This is a genomic window from Bradyrhizobium sp. 195, from assembly GCF_023101665.1.
Taxonomy (GTDB): domain Bacteria; phylum Pseudomonadota; class Alphaproteobacteria; order Rhizobiales; family Xanthobacteraceae; genus Bradyrhizobium.
Genome location: NZ_CP082161.1, coordinates 5,769,921 through 5,784,913, shown reverse-complemented (window position 1 = coordinate 5,784,913; position 14,993 = coordinate 5,769,921). Strand labels below are relative to the sequence as shown.

The following is a 14,993-nucleotide window of genomic DNA, read 5'->3' as shown; positions in this document are numbered from 1 at the left end:
GAGCGACGCGTCAGCGTCGAATCCGGAATCTCGAGATTCCGGATTCGATCCTGCGGACCGTTCCGGAATGACGTCACGTCCCGGCAATTGTTGCCGGTCCCGGCAATTGTGCCCCGGTCATCAGGCCGGGGCTTTTTCATTAAGTCGTTGATTTCCTGAGAATACCCGCATTGGCATAGCCCTTGCGACTGTCTCCCCCGACTGCGGCCTTGGTCGACCGGCCGCCGAGATCGGATTTGGAGACAAAGTTATGGGTATCTTCGATGCAATGAACACCTCGGTGGGTGGCCTGCAGGCGCAGTCCTACGCGCTGCAGAACATTTCCGGCAACATCGCGAACTCATCCACCACCGGTTACAAGGGCATCGGCACCAGCTTCGTCGATCTCATTCCCGACTCCTCGGTGCCGAGCAAGCAGGTCGCGGGCGGCGTGACGGCCAATGCGAAGGCGACCATCACCACGCAGGGCACGATCTCCGGCTCCACCGTCGCCACCAACATGGCGATCACCGGCGACGGCTTCTTCTCGATCCAGAAGGCGACCGGCGTCGTCGACAACGTGCCGGTGTTCAGCGGCGTCACCTACTACACACGCCGCGGCGACTTTCAGCTCAATGCCAACGGCAACCTGGTCAACGGCGCCGGCTATTACCTGATGGGCGTCACGGTCGACCCCAAGACCGGCAACCCGACCGGCAACGTGGCGAACGTCCTGAAATTCCAGAATAACTTCATCCCCGCCCAGGCGACGACTTCGATCCAGTACGCGGCCAACCTGCCGACCCAGCCGAACACTGCGGCCAGTTCGACCGCCTCGCCCGGGACGCTGCTGGCGGCCGGCGGCCTCAACCCATCGGATTTCGCTGCCAACCCGCTGCCGGTCGGCACGCCGCCCGCGCCCTACACCAACAACACCGCTTCGGGCGCCGCGGCCACGGGCAACATCCGTTCGCCCTATTCGTCGACGACGAACACCGGAGGGGTCGCTCTCCAGAACAACTCGTCGGCCGTGGCATCGACGACGACATCGCTGGATGCCGCCGTCGGCACGCATCTCGCGTCGAGCATCCTCACCGCGTTGAGCGGCCAGACGCTGACCATCAACGGCAGCAACACGATCACCTTCAACGCCGGCAACACCGTCACGCTCGGCACCAACTCGACCATCGGTCTGGGCGCCGGCACGCCTGCGACGGTCCAGGACATTCTGACCGCAATTCAGAACGCAGCCGGCCCCGGCGTCACCGCTTCCTTGAGCGCCAGCGGCAACATCGTGATTTCGAGCGGCACCACCACGGACGTGGCGGTGAACAGCGGCACCGCGGCCACGGCGCTCGGTATCACCAGCGTGACGCGCGGCGGCAACGTGCTGTCCTCGCCCGCCATCTCCGGGGCGACGCTGTTGAGCGGCAGCGCGACGGCCGGCGGCGCCCAGGTTCTCTCCTCGGGTTTTTCGGCGGGCCCGCCTGCCGACACGATCACCGTCAACGGCCAGACGTTGACATTCATGGCTTCGGGCGCGTCCGGTCCGAACCAGATTAACGTCACCGACAACATCACGACCCTGCTCAGCAAGATCGATGCGCTCTCCGGCGCCACCGGCTCGTCCGTCAGCACCAGCGGTGTGATCACCTTGAACACGGGCACCGTGTCAAACCTGTCGGTGTCCAGTTCCAACAGCTCCGCCTTCGCCGCGCTCGGCTTTACCTCCACCATCACCAAGAACCGTAACGGCGGCGGCACCGCGGGCACCGGCGGCGTGATCGGCAACGACATCGCGACCTTCACCAAGGAGTCGATCAGCGGCGGCGCGGTGACCGCCTACAACGCTGCGGGTACGCCGGTGAACCTGCAATTGCGCTGGGCCAAAACTGACAGCGCCTCGCTGGGCGCAGGTCACTCCGACAGCTGGAACCTGTTCTACCAGACTGATCCGAACGCGACCGGCACCACGGTCGGCTGGGTCAATACGGGCCAGGCCTTCACCTTCGCTTCAGACGGCTCGCTGACCACGCCGGCCGGCTCGGGCATCACCATCAACAATGTCAGCGTCAGCGGCCAGTCGCTCGGCTCCGTCGCCTTCAACATCTCCTCGGGCGGACTGACGCAATATGCCAGCACCAGCGGCGCCGTGACCATCAACACTATCACGCAGAACGGCTACGCCGCGGGCCAGCTTCGGTCGGTCGCCGTCAACAACAGCGGCCTCGTGGTCGGCACCTTCTCCAACGGCCAGAACCTCAACCTAGCCCAAGTCTCGCTGTCCCACTTCAACGGCACCAACTACCTGAAGGCGATGGACGGCGGCGCTTATGCGGCGACGGAACAGTCGGGTGCGGCGATCGATGGCGCATCGGGGAGCATCAGCGGCTCGTCGCTGGAGGGCTCGAACACCGACATTGCCGACGAATTCACCAAGCTGATCGTGACCCAGCAGGCCTATTCGGCCAACACCAAGGTGATCACGACCGCGAATTCGATGGTGCAGGATCTCTTGAACGTGTTGCGCTGATTGGCGCGTAACGTAACCAAAGGCGGCAAGTAACATGGGTTTGAGTTCAGCCCTCGCCAGTGCGATGAGCGGTCTGCGTGCCAACCAGGCCGCGCTCTCGATCGTCTCCTCGAACGTCGCGAATTCGCAGACGCCGGGTTACGTCGTCCAGAGGCCGAACCAGATCGAGGTCACCACCGGCGATTTCGGCTCGACGGCGATGACGACCGGCGTCAGCCGGGAGCTCGACACCTTTGTGCAGAACCAACTGCGCACCGAGACGGGCGGCAGCGGTTACGCCGACCAGATGGCCAACATCCTGAAGCAGCTTCAGAATGTCTATGGCACGCCCGGCAACAGCGGTACGCTCGAAGACGCGCTGAACAAATTCACCACCGCGCTGCAGGCGCTGTCGACCAGCTCGGGCGCGTCGTCGGCGCAAACCGTTGCCCTCGGTGCGGCGCAGGCGCTGGCCACGCAGCTCAACGTCACCACCAAGGGCATCCAGTCGCTGCGCTCGAACGTCGAGCAGGATCTCGGCACCTCGGCGCAGGCCGCGAACGCTGCGATGCAGCAGGTCGCCACCATCAACACCAAGTTGCAGGCCCTGTCCGCCAACGACCCCTCGGCCGCGACTCTGATGGATCAGCGCGACCAGGCCATCAACACGCTGTCGAAATATGTCGACGTCCGCGTCACCATGGACGGCTCGAACCAGGCCAATATCTACACCACGACCGGCATTCAGCTGGTCGGTGCCGGCCTTGCATCGGAATTCTCCTTTGCGTCCGCGGGCGCGTTGTCGGCGACCTCGCTCTACAACATCGATCCGGCCAAGTCCGGCGTCGGCGCGTTCAACATCAAGCTGCCGAATGGCTCGCAGGTCGACGTCGTCGCCAACAACGTGGTGTCGTCCGGCCAGATCGCGGCCGACCTGAAGCTGCGCGACGATCTGCTGGTGCAGGCGCAGAACCAGATCGACCAGCTCGCCGCCACGATGTCGAGCGCGCTGTCCGACAAGACTACGCCCGGCAGCACGGTGTCCGGTCCGCCGGCCGGGTTCGATCTCGATCTCGCTGGTGCCCTGCCGGGCAACACGGTCAATATCACCTACACCGACACCGCAACCAACACGCAGCGTCAGGTCACGCTGGTCAACGTGACCGATCCGGCGGCGCTGCCGCTCCAGAACGCGACGAATGCCAACCCGATGCGGATCGGCATCAACTTCGCCGGCGGCATGGGGGCGATCGCCTCCGCGCTCAACACCGCGCTCTCGGGCTCGCACCTGTCCTTCTCTGCCACGCCGCCGCCAGCGACCGCCACGACGCTGCGGGTCACCGACGACAGCAGCGGCCTCGCCAAGGTCAATTCGGCCTCGACCAGCAAGACGATCTCGTCGCTGACCTCGGGCAATCCACAACTGCCGCTGTTCACCGACGGCGGACAGGCGCTCTACACCGGCGCGATCACCGGCTCGGGATCGCAGATGACCGGCCTTGCCGGACGCATCGCCGTGAACACGCAGTTGGTCAACGACCCGACCAGGATGTCGGTGTACAACACCTCGCCGGTGACGCCCGCGGGCGACACCACGCGTTCCGACTATCTCTACTCGCAGCTCACCTCGTCGGTGTTCTCCTATTCGCCGCAGAGCGGTCTCGGCTCGGCGAGCCAGCCCTTCAGCGGCAGCGTTTCGAATTTTCTCCAGCAGTTCCTGAGCGTGCAGGCCAACGCCGCGACCCAGGCAACCCAGCTCCAGCAGGGCCAGAGCGTCGTTGTCTCGACGCTCCAGGCCAAGTTCAGCTCGACCTCCAGCGTCAACCTCGACTCCGAGATGTCGAACCTGATCCAGCTCCAGAATGCCTATGCCGCCAACGCTCACGTCATGTCGGTGGTGCAAAGCATGATGAACACGTTGCTCCAGGCTCAAGGGTAAGCAGTAACAGGGCTCTGAAACATGTCGATCAGCAGCATCAACTACTCCTCGTCGGTTCTCGGCTCGCAGATCCGCAACATCAATCAGCAGCTCACGGACCTGTCGACGCAGCTCTCGACCGGGAAGCTGTCGCAGAACTATTCCGGGATGGGAACCAACGAGGGCTTTGCGATCGCCGGGCGCGCGCAGCTCTCCAACATCGCCGCCTATACCGACACGATCACCAACGTCAATGTCAGCATCAACCTCGCCAACACCGCGTTGCAGTCGCTGACCAAGATCCGCAGCACTGTGCAGACGGGCGCCGCCAACACCGCGCAGGACCTCAACGTCAACGGCCAGACCATCGCGCAGAACACCGCCGCCGCCCAGTTCGGCTCGATGGTCGGCGTGCTCAACACGCAGACGGGCAACCGCTATCTGTTCTCCGGGACCGCCGTCAACACGCAGTCGGTTGCGGACGCCGGCGACATCATCAACGGCACGACGACGCAAGCGGGATTCAAGACCGTCATGGCGGAGCGCCAGGCCGCCGACTTGGGGGCCAACGGCATGGGCCGCCTGGTACTGGCAACGCCACAGCCGACGCCGAGCTCGGTCCAGGTGTCGGAAGACGTCGCGGGCTCGCCGTTCGGCCTCAAGATCAAGGCGGTCTCCTCGACGCTGACAGGCGCGACCGTCACCGGCCCGAGCGGATCGCCGGTGTCGTTCTCGGTTGATCTCAACGGCATCAATCCGAACAACGGCGACAAGCTCAGCGTTCAGTTCACGCTGCCGGACGGCACGACCGAGCAGATCGACCTGACCGCATCGACGGCGACGCCGACGCCGCTCGGCAGCTTCGCGATCGATGCGAGCACGCCGGTCAACCCGAACAACACGGCCTTGAACCTCAACAACGCATTGAACATCGCGATCCAGAAGCTCGCAGGCACCTCGCTGGTTGCGGCGTCCGCCGTGACCGCCGGTGACAATTTCTTCAACACCGCAAGCTCTGCGATCGGCGCGCCCAAGACCAGCCAGGCGGGCCCCCTCGTACCGATCAGCGGAGCGACAGCGCTGTCCGGTGCGAGCCCGACGGACTCGATCTCGCCGGGTTTCGTCGCCGGCGACACCATCACCGTCAACGGCACCACGCTGACCTTCGTGGCCACGGGCGCGACCGGCAACCAGCTCAACGTCGGCGACAGCATCCAGACGCTGATGAGCAAGATCGACGCGATCACGGGGACGTCGAAGCCGTCGACGGTCCACGGCGGTTCGATCACGATCAACACCGACGATGCGGCCAGCCTGAATATCACCAGCTCGAATACGGGCGCGCTGGGCTCGCTCGGTTTTGCCTCGACGCCCGTGACCGCCACGCAGCCGCCGCTCCGCGTCGGCTCCTCGCCCGCGAGCTCGGCGACGACGCTGGTCAACGGCTCGGCCACCACCGTGAAATGGTACCTGGGCAATGACGGGCCCGGCTCGGCGCGCTCGACCGCGATGGCGCGGGTCGACGATTCCGTCACGGTGCAGTATGGCGCCCAGGCGAATGAGGACGCGATCCGCCGGCAATTGCAGGCGACCGCGGTGTTCGGGACCTTCTCGACCTCGCCGACCGGACAATATTCGGGCGGGCAGGTCGCCGCGCTGAGCCTGCGGGTGACCCAGGCGCTGACGCAGCAGCCTGGTCAGCAGCGCATCGAGGACATCCAGACCGACATCGCGATGGCCCAGAACACGATGAAGGACGCGAGCACGCGCCAGACCCAGGCCAAGGCGCAGCTCCAGACCATCATCGACCAGGCGGAATCGGCCTCGCCGGACCAGGTCGCGAGCGAGATCCTGGCGCTCCAGAACGCGCTTCAGGCCTCCTACCAGGTGACATCGAACCTGGCGCAGCTTTCGCTCGTCAAGTTCCTGTAAGGCTGCGTTAAGACGCCGTTAACCATGCCTCTTTACCTCTTGGTGAGGATTGGAGCGGGGCGGAGCTGCCGATGTCGGACAAGATGCAACTGGTGGTGGCCACGCCATGCTTCGGCGGGCAGGTGTCGAGCATCTATGCGAGCTCGATCTTCGCGCTGCAGCGCGCCGTGCACGGCATGTCCAACCTCGAGCTCAAGGTGCTGCTGCGGGACGGCGACGCGCTGATCACCCGCGCACGGGCCAATCTGGCCGCGATGTTCCTGGACGATCCCAAGGCGACGCATTTCCTGTTCATCGATGCCGACATCGGCTTCAAGCCGGAGCAGGTGTTCCGGCTGATCGAATGCGGCGCCGACGTCGTCGCCGGCTGCTATCCGATCAAGCGGGTCAACTGGGACAAGGCCGCGCGGGCGATCCAGTCTGGCCGGGCCGACGTGCCGGCGGCTTCGCTCGACTACGTGCTCGAGATCGAGGATCCCGACCGTATCGTCGTGGTCAACGGCTTCACCCGCGTGCGCTATGCCGGCACCGGTTTCCTGATGATCCGGCGCCACGTGCTGGAGGCGATGTGCCGCCATCCGGACTATGCGAGCCTGCAGTTCTTCCGCGAGCATTCGCACGACACCCTGGTCGCGAGCCCGAACCGGTTCGCATTGTTCGAATGCATGATCGATCCGGCAACCGGCACGTATCTGTCCGAGGACTTCGCCTTCTGCAAGCGCTGGACCGATATCGGCGGCGAGATCTGGGCCGACATCCAGAGCTCGCTCGATCACGTCGGGCCGTCGGTTTTCCACGGCGACATCGCTTCGCAATTCGCAGCCGCGCCCGCGGCGGCGGCAGATGCCGCGGCGTGAGCCTGCCGGGATGAGCGCCGGCGCATCCCGTCTGTCAGAACCGGACCGCGCATCCGGCGGTTCGCGTTATCGCCTGCGCGATCTCTTCACGCCGCTCGACACGCTCCTCGTCTCCGGCGGAGATCCGCGGCTGGCGCTCGACCCCAAGGATCGCGTCAACGGCTATGGCTGCGCGGCCTCGCCGGAGCCGGAGATCTGGAATGTCGGCTCCTCGACCGCGTCGACGATCTCGCAAGCGGCCTATGACCGTGCCGCGCTGGCGCGCGAAGAGCTGATGCACAAATGCCTGTTCGACGAGGTCGAAATCGCCTTCGATGCGCGCTGCGAGGACATGCGGGACGAGCTGCGCGGCCATCTCCAGCTGCCGCCGCGCGTCGACGTCGTGTTCTCGCCCTCCGGCACGGATTCCCAGCTCCACGCTCTGTTCCTGGCGCGCGCAGTGCTCGGAGCACGGCCGGTAACGATCGTGGTCGGGGCCGACCAGACCGGAAGCGGGACGACCCATAGCGCCCGCGGGCACCATTTCAGCGCCATGACGGCGAGCGGCTTTGCGGTTCGCAAGGACGGCGCGGTTGCGGGGCTCGCCGGCGCCAGCGTTGCGTTGCCGCTGCTCGAGACCGCGCCCGGGATTGCGATGCGTGCGGACGCCGATGCCGCGGTGCTGCATGCGATCGAGACCACGATCGCGCACGGCGCGCCCGTGCTGCTCCAGATCATGGATTGCTCGAAGCTCGGATGGCGGGCGCCGAGCGCGGCCTGCCTCGACGAGATCGCGCGGCGCTGGCCGCGCAAGGTCCAGATCGTCGTCGACGCCTGTCAGGCCCGGCTCGGCCGCCGCCGACTGCGCTCCTATCTCGACCGCGGCTATATGGTGCTGATGTCAGGCTCGAAATTTTTCGGTGGGCCTGCCTTCAGCGGTGCGCTGCTGGTGCCGAAGGTCCTTTCGCGATCGATCGACCGGGTCGAGGGAATAGCGCCCGGTATCTTCGACTATGCCGGCCGCTGCGATTGGCCGATGGGCTGGACGGCGCTGCGTTCGCGCTTCGATCGCCGGCCGAACTTCGGTCAATGGCTGCGCTGGGAGGCGGCGCTCGCGGAGATCGGCAGCTACTACGCCGTATCAGGGGCTTTCCGCGCCAAGGTGCTGGCCGAGCTCGCCGCCGGCATCGACAGCATGATCGCGTTGTCGCCCTCGCTTCGCTCCGTTCCCCCCACGACCAGGACGGCGAGCGTGGATGACGAGGAATTTGCACAAACCACGATCTTTCCGTTCATGCTGCTGCGCGGCGGCAAACCAGCGTCGATCGCCGAGACCAGCGCCATTCATCGGGCGATGGCGCGCGACATGAACGAGGAGATCGGTGGCAGCGCGGCGGACCGGCAGGTCGCCGCGCAGCGCTGCCTGATCGGCCAGCCGGTCCGTCTAGAGCGGGAGGACGAGGCACCGCAGGCCGTGCTGCGCCTTTGCGTCGGCGCCCGGCACGTGACCGAGGCCTGGTCGCCGGACGCGGCGGAGCGGCAGCGCAATGTGCAGCACGTTCTCGATCGCATCGCCCAGGTCCTGGTAAAGATCGAGCTGCTGCTTGACCGTGGCGCAGTCGCGGCCGTGCCCGTAAACTCCGCGTTCGAGGTGTGAGATGCAGCATCCGGTTTCCGCGCCAATCGGCATGACCGCGGCGAACTATGCCGACCGCATCGGCTTTGCGCAGCTGACGCGCCGGGCCTTCGAAGGCGTCGACCTGCATCCGTTGCGCGACCAGATGCTGACGCGGATCGCGGCGGGGACCGCGCTGGCGGGCGAAGCGCTCGATCTGTCGTTGATCACCCAGCTTCTCGGCGACAAGGATCAGGGGCTCGCGATCCAGTCGGAGGTGCTCGCCTTCCATCAATTGTTTCGCACGCCGAGTGCTGCTCCGAAACCGGGCCTGCGCGTGCTCGCGCTTGCCGCCGACATCGATATGGGTGGCAACACGCCGATCGATTTTCTGCTCGAAGACTCCGACATCGAGCTGTTGACGCTCTACGTGGTCAAGGGCGCCGGTCTGCCGGAGATTTTGCCCGAGCACGACGTTGCCATCGTGGTTGCCTCGGATTCCGAGGAATGCCGCGAGGCGCTCGCGTTGATCGAGAAGGCCGCACCGCACTGGCCGCGGCCGCTGCTCAATCGTCCTGATCGCATCGGCAATCTCGATCGCGACAAGCTGCATCGGCTGCTGGCCGGCGTGCCGGGTCTCGACATTCCCGCGACCATCCACGCGACGCGCGCGCAATTGCTGGATCTTTCGCGAGAGCAGATCGCTTGCCGGGACGTTGCGGATGAACTGCGCTTTCCGATGATCGCGCGGCCGCGCGGCTCGCATGCCGGCGTCGGGCTCGCGAAGCTCGACGATGCGGCGGCGCTCGCAGCTTATCTTTCCGCACGCGACGACCAGGATTTCTTCGTCGCGCGCTTCGTCGACTACGTGAACGCGGACGGCCTCTATCGCAAATATCGCCTCGCGATGGTCGACGGCAAGCCTTACGCCTGCCACATGGCGATCGCCGACCGCTGGGATATTTGGTATCTCAACGCCTACATGGCGTTCAGCGAGGAGAAACGGGCCGAGGAAGCCGTCTTCATGCGCGAGTTCGACAGCGCCTTCGCAGCGCGCCACAGAAGCGCGCTCGATGAGATGAGCAAGCGCGTCGGCCTCGATTATTTCATCGTCGATTGCGCCGAGAACCAGGACAACGAGCTCCTGGTCTTCGAAGCCGACAACACCGCCGTCGTGCACAACATGGATTCGCCGGACGTGTTTCCTTACAAGCCGCCGCAGATGCGCAAGATCTTCGCGGCGTTCTCGGCGATGCTGTCGCGGCATGCAAGAGCAGGCGAGGGGAGTGCAACATGAACGAGATCGTCCGCAACGCGCAAAGCTCCGTCGCGCACGCCTCGCTCGACCCGCAGGACTGGAGCGCATTTCGCGCGCTCGCCCATCGCATGCTGGACGAGACGATCGACGGCATCGCCGACGTTCGGGCGCGCCCGGTCTGGCAGCCGATCCCCGATGCGACCCGCGCGGCCTTCAAGGCAGACGTGCCGCGCGAGGCGAGCGACCTCGCCGAGGTCTATCGCGAATTCGCCGAGCACGTCGCGCCGTTTGCGACCGGCAACGTCCATCCCGGCTTCATGGGCTGGGTGCATGGCGGCGGCACCGCGGTCGGCATGCTCGCGGAAATGCTCGCAGCCGGTCTCAACGCCAATCTCGGTGGTCGCGATCACATGCCGATCGAGGTCGAGCGCCAGATCGTGGACTGGATGCGCCGCCTGTTCGCCTTTCCGGACAGCGCGAGCGGCATCTTCGTCACGGGCACGTCGATGGCCAATCTAATGGCGGTGCTGGTGGCGCGCACGAACGCGCTCGGCACGCTGGCGCGGCAATACGGCATCGGCAACGATGGCGCTCTGCTCACGGCCTATACCTCGCAGGCCGCGCATGGCTGCGTCTCCAGGGCGATGGACATTGCCGGGCTCGGCACGGATGCGCTGCGCAAGATCGCCGTCGATGCCGATCATCGCATCGATGTTGCCGCGCTACGCGCGCAAATCGCCGTTGATCGCGAGGTCGGCTTCAAGCCGTTCCTGATCGTTGCCTCTGCCGGCACGGTCGACATCGGTGCGATCGACGACCTCAAGGCCATCGCGCAGCTGTGCCGCGAGGAGGGGATCTGGTTTCACGTCGACGGTGCTTTCGGTGCGCTCGCGATCTTCTCGCCCGAGCTCGCGCCGCTGCTCGGCGGCATCGAGCTCGCCGATTCCATCGCGCTCGATTTCCACAAATGGGGACAGGTGCCTTACGATGCCGGCTTCCTGCTGGTACGTGACGGCGAGCAGCATCGGCAGGCCTTTGCGCAGCCGGCGGCCTATCTGCGGCGTGAGGCGAGGGGGCTTGCGGCGGGGGCGGTCTGGCCCTGCGATCTCGGACCCGATCTGTCGCGCGGCTTCCGTGCGTTGAAGACCTGGTTCACGCTGAAGACGTTCGGCATCGACCGGCTGGGTGCGACGATCGCGCGAAGCTGCGCGCTCGCGAAATATCTGGAGACGCGCATTCTTGCCGAGCCGCGCCTGGAATTGCTGGCGCCGGTCAACCTCAACATCGTCTGCTTCCGCTACCGTGCCGATGATGCGATCAATCGCGAGATCGTCGCCGATATTCAGGAGTCCGGAATAGCAGCGCCGTCGAGCACGACGCTGAACGGCAAGTTTGCGATCCGCGCTGCGATCGTCAATCACCGTACCGAGGAGGCGGACATCGATGCGCTGGTCGCGGCCGTGCTGGAGTTTGGCGGCCGGCGGTGCGGCGACGGAATGATCGAGGTCGAAGCGCCGCCGCTCGCGGCGCAATAGCACTGGTGCATGCCTGAAACGGACGACGGCCCCGGAGGCGATCCGGGGCCGTTGTCGTTTGCGGGACTTGGTCGTCCGCGCGGCTTCGGCACGCGAAGGCGTGTGGTCAGGCGGCGGAGCTCACGTCGGCGTTGTCCGCGTCCGCCTTGGGATGGGTGGCCTCGAATTGGCTGCGCAGCTTCTCTTCATAGGCGATCAGCTTGCGGGCGTCCTTTAGCGCCCGGTAGAGGTCGCCGTTCAGGATGTTGTTGTTGATGGCCTCGATAATCGGCCAGGCGCTCGGCACCGCGGTGACGATGTCGCGCACCAGGTTGAAATAGGTGCCGTGCTGGGTCTGCGGATCCGGCGAGATGTACATGAGCTGGACCGCCAGATAGACGAGCTTGGCCGGCGTATCGGCGGTCTCGGGCGTGAGGATGTCGCGCTCGCGCAGGATCGGCACGTTGTCGCCGTCGATCAGGAGGCGGGCACGCTGGTCCGTGTTGGTAATCACGCAGTTACCGACGATGATACGTTCGTGCGGCCTGAGCTCGACCTTGAGGGCCATGCCTGTTCTCCATCAACGCTTTCGTAACCGAGCGTGTGTTGCGGCGGGTCAAGGCGCAATACTCCATCAACATTAGTTAACGAGTTGTAAATCGCCGGCATTCGCGCTGAAAAGCGCAGTCATATCAACGTTGAAATAGCGCGGCGGTGCCGCGCCGCAGCCGGGCGGATCGGCCGAATCGAGCGCCGACTCAGTAAAAGCGCCGGTTTCATTTCATGTTTCGTTAGAGGACTCCGCCCCACGGTCCGCCGGTCGCTGGGTCGATCTCGATCCAAGCAGACGTGTAACAGTCGCGTCGTTTACCAGAAAGGTAACAGAGTTATGTCAGGTATCGTCCTCTCCTCATCGGTTCGTCAGAACCTGCTCTCCCTCCAGTCCACCGCTGACCTCCTCGCCACCACGCAGAACCGTCTGTCGACCGGCAAGAGCGTCAACTCGGCCCTGGACAATCCCACCAACTTCTTCACCGCACAGTCGCTCGACAACCGCGCCAGCGACATCAACAATCTGCTCGACGGCATCGCCAACGGCGTGCAGGTGCTGCAGGCTGCCAACACCGGCATCACCTCGCTGCAGAAGCTGATCGACAGCGCCAAGTCGATCGCCAACCAGGCGCTGCAGACCACCGTCGGCTACTCCACCAAGTCGAACGTCTCCGCCACCATCTCGGGTGCGACGGCGGCCGACCTGCGTGGCACGACTTCGTTCGCCAGCGCGACGGCGAGCAGCAACGTTGTGTTTAGCGGCGCTGCCGGCGGCACGACGGCTGCGAGCGGCACCACGACGCTCGGCGCCACCATCGGCACCTTCACGGGCACTGCGGGAACGGCCGGCGACGGCACCGCGGCCTTGACCGGCGCCATCACCCTGATCGCCACCAACGGCACGACCGCAACAGGCCTGGCCGGCAACGCCCAGCCCGCCGACGGCGACACGCTGACCGTGAACGGCAAGACCATCACCTTCCGCTCGGGTTCTGCTCCGGCGTCAACTGGGGTTGCGTCCGGCTCTGGCGTCAGCGGCAACCTCGTCACCGACGGCAGCGGCAACACCACGGTCTATCTCGGGACCGCGGGCACCCCGGCTGCGACCGTCAACGATCTGTTGACCGCGGTCGATCTGGCCAGCGGCGTCAAGACGGCCTCCATCACTGCCGGCGCTGCGACCATCGCCACCAGCTTCAACCAGACCGCTTCGAGCGTTGGTGCGGGCGCCGTCACGCTGAAGAGCTCGACGGGTGCGGATCTGAGCGTCACCGGCAAGGCCGACCTGCTCAAGTCTCTCGGCTTGACCACGTCTGTGGGGGGCGGCAACGCTACCGTGAGCGTCAACCGGACCACGAGCGCGGGCTCGCTCGGTGCGACGATCGCGGACGGCTCGACGCTGAACGTCGACGGTCACGTCATCACCTTCAAGAACGCGCCGATCCCGGGTTCGACCGGTGCGCCGAGCGTTCCGAGCGGCTTCGGTGCGAGCGGCAACGTTCTCACGGATGGCGCCGGCAACTCGACGGTCTATCTGCAGGGCGGTACGGTCAATGACGTGCTGAAGGCGATCGATCTTGCCACCGGCGTGCAGACCGCGACGGTCAATGCCAACGGCACCGCGACGCTTGCGACCGCCACCGGCCAGACCAACTCGTCGATCAACGCCTCGGGTCAGCTCAAGCTATCGACCGGCGTCAACGCCGATCTGTCGATCACCGGCACCGGCAACGCGCTGAATGCGCTTGGCCTCGCCGGCAACACCGGAACGGCGACCGCCTTCACCGCGGCGCGCACTTCGGGCGTCGGCGGCATCAGCGGCAAGACCTTGACCTTCTCCTCCTTCAACGGCGGCACGGCGGTCAACGTCACCTTCGGCGACGGCACCAATGGCACGGTCAAGACGCTCGATCAGCTCAACACCAAGCTTCAGGCCAACAACCTGACGGCGACGATCGACGCCAACGGCCTGCTGACGGTCTCGACCACCAACGACTACGCGTCCTCGACCATCGGTTCGAGCGCCGCAGGTGGTGCGATCGGCGGTACGCTGACCTCGTCGCTGACCTTCTCGACGGCTTCCACCCCCGTCCAGGATACGGTTGCTCAGACGGCTCGCGCCAATCTGGTGTCTCAGTACAACAACATCCTGAACCAGATCGACACGACCTCGCAGGACTCCTCGTTCAACGGTGTCAACCTCCTGAACGGCGACCAGCTCAAGCTGGTGTTCGACGAAACCGGCAAGTCGAACCTCAGCATCACGGGCGTGACCTACAACTCCAAGGGTCTGGGCCTCGCTGCGTTGACCAGCGGTGTCGACTTCATCGACAACTCCGCGACCAACAAGGTGCTGTCGAACCTGAACGCCGCGTCGAGCACGCTGCGCTCGGAAGCCTCGAGCCTCGGCTCGAACCTCTCGGTGGTGCAGGTTCGTCAGGACTTCAACAAGAGCCTGATCAACGTGCTGCAGACCGGCTCGTCCAACCTGACCCTGGCCGACACCAATACCGAAGCGGCCAACAGCCAGGCGCTGTCGACCCGCCAGTCGATCGCGGTCTCCGCGCTCTCGCTGGCCAACCAGTCGCAGCAGAGCGTGCTGCAGCTGCTCCGCTAAGTCGCGGACGACATCGCAAGCAAGATCCGGCGGCGGGGCTTCGGCCCCGCCGCTTTCTTTTTTTGTACCTGCATCAAGGTGCCGCTCGGCGGGTGGAGAGGATGCGTTCGATGCAGCCAATTGCTCACTCTGAGTTATGGTTGACAAGTCGCAAACGCCTCGTCGCTGCACCGAAAAGCATCATTTTATCATGGCGATATAGGCGGGCACGATCCGGCTCCGAACGCGCGTATGGTGAATCCGGACAAGGGCTGCCGCGA

General features: G+C 65.3%; 9 protein-coding genes. 8 read left to right on the top strand and 1 reads right to left on the bottom strand.

The window, feature by feature from the left end; all coding sequences use genetic code 11:
• Positions 1 to 250: 250 nt before the first annotated feature.
• From IVB26_RS27160 to IVB26_RS27130, 7 genes are all read left to right on the top strand, one after another.
• Entirely contained in the window at positions 251 to 2,512 is a 2,262-nt protein-coding gene (locus IVB26_RS27160; protein WP_247968184.1) for a flagellar hook-basal body complex protein, read from the top strand.
• 34 nt (positions 2,513 to 2,546) lie between these two features.
• The gene (gene flgK / locus IVB26_RS27155; RefSeq protein WP_247968183.1) at positions 2,547 to 4,430 is read left to right on the top strand and encodes a flagellar hook-associated protein FlgK; all 1,884 of its coding nucleotides are present in this window, start codon (positions 2,547 to 2,549) and stop codon (positions 4,428 to 4,430) included.
• A gap of 21 nt (positions 4,431 to 4,451) precedes the next feature.
• A complete protein-coding gene (locus IVB26_RS27150; protein ID WP_247968182.1) occupies positions 4,452 to 6,341 on the top strand; it encodes a flagellar protein in 1,890 nt (629 codons plus the stop codon).
• A 71-nt stretch (positions 6,342 to 6,412) separates the two neighbouring features.
• Positions 6,413 to 7,198 (top strand): hypothetical protein, encoded by a 786-nt coding sequence (locus tag IVB26_RS27145; protein WP_247968181.1) that lies wholly within the window; start codon positions 6,413 to 6,415, stop codon positions 7,196 to 7,198.
• A 10-nt stretch (positions 7,199 to 7,208) separates the two neighbouring features.
• Positions 7,209 to 8,834: a hypothetical protein gene (locus IVB26_RS27140; protein WP_247968180.1), complete on the top strand. Its 1,626-nt coding sequence runs from the start codon at positions 7,209 to 7,211 to the stop codon at positions 8,832 to 8,834.
• Between the two features lies 1 nt (position 8,835).
• Positions 8,836 to 10,089 carry an ATP-grasp domain-containing protein gene (locus IVB26_RS27135; RefSeq protein ID WP_247968179.1) on the top strand — a complete coding sequence of 418 codons (1,254 nt, stop codon included), beginning with the start codon at positions 8,836 to 8,838 and terminating at the stop codon, positions 10,087 to 10,089.
• Positions 10,086 to 11,585, top strand: a complete 1,500-nt coding sequence (locus IVB26_RS27130) for a pyridoxal phosphate-dependent decarboxylase family protein (protein WP_247968178.1) — start codon at positions 10,086 to 10,088, stop codon at positions 11,583 to 11,585. The genes IVB26_RS27135 and IVB26_RS27130 overlap by 4 nt, the downstream gene beginning before the upstream one ends.
• Positions 11,586 to 11,691: 106 nt before the next feature.
• Here the strand turns inward: IVB26_RS27130 and flbT are convergent, their stop codons facing one another.
• Positions 11,692 to 12,132: a flagellar biosynthesis repressor FlbT gene (gene flbT, locus IVB26_RS27125; RefSeq protein ID WP_247968177.1), complete on the bottom strand. Its 441-nt coding sequence runs from the start codon at positions 12,130 to 12,132 to the stop codon at positions 11,692 to 11,694.
• Between the two features lie 321 nt (positions 12,133 to 12,453).
• Between flbT and IVB26_RS27120 the strand changes: the two genes are divergently transcribed.
• The gene (locus IVB26_RS27120; protein WP_247968176.1) at positions 12,454 to 14,733 is read left to right on the top strand and encodes a DUF1522 domain-containing protein; all 2,280 of its coding nucleotides are present in this window, start codon (positions 12,454 to 12,456) and stop codon (positions 14,731 to 14,733) included.
• Positions 14,734 to 14,993: the final 260 nt, after the last annotated feature.

Excerpts from the sequence above, each read along its gene's own strand:
- IVB26_RS27120 (WP_247968176.1), top strand. The coding sequence starts at position 12,454 with ATGTCAGGTATCGTCCTCTCCTCATCGGTTCGTCAGAACCTGCTCTCC.
- IVB26_RS27130 (WP_247968178.1), top strand. The coding sequence starts at position 10,086 with ATGAACGAGATCGTCCGCAACGCGCAAAGCTCCGTCGCGCACGCCTCG.
- flgK (WP_247968183.1), top strand. The coding sequence starts at position 2,547 with ATGGGTTTGAGTTCAGCCCTCGCCAGTGCGATGAGCGGTCTGCGTGCC.
- IVB26_RS27145 (WP_247968181.1), top strand. The coding sequence starts at position 6,413 with ATGTCGGACAAGATGCAACTGGTGGTGGCCACGCCATGCTTCGGCGGG.
- IVB26_RS27135 (WP_247968179.1), top strand. The coding sequence starts at position 8,836 with ATGCAGCATCCGGTTTCCGCGCCAATCGGCATGACCGCGGCGAACTAT.
- flbT (WP_247968177.1), bottom strand. The coding sequence starts at position 12,132 with ATGGCCCTCAAGGTCGAGCTCAGGCCGCACGAACGTATCATCGTCGGT.
- IVB26_RS27140 (WP_247968180.1), top strand. The coding sequence starts at position 7,209 with ATGAGCGCCGGCGCATCCCGTCTGTCAGAACCGGACCGCGCATCCGGC.
- IVB26_RS27150 (WP_247968182.1), top strand. The coding sequence starts at position 4,452 with ATGTCGATCAGCAGCATCAACTACTCCTCGTCGGTTCTCGGCTCGCAG.
- IVB26_RS27160 (WP_247968184.1), top strand. The coding sequence starts at position 251 with ATGGGTATCTTCGATGCAATGAACACCTCGGTGGGTGGCCTGCAGGCG.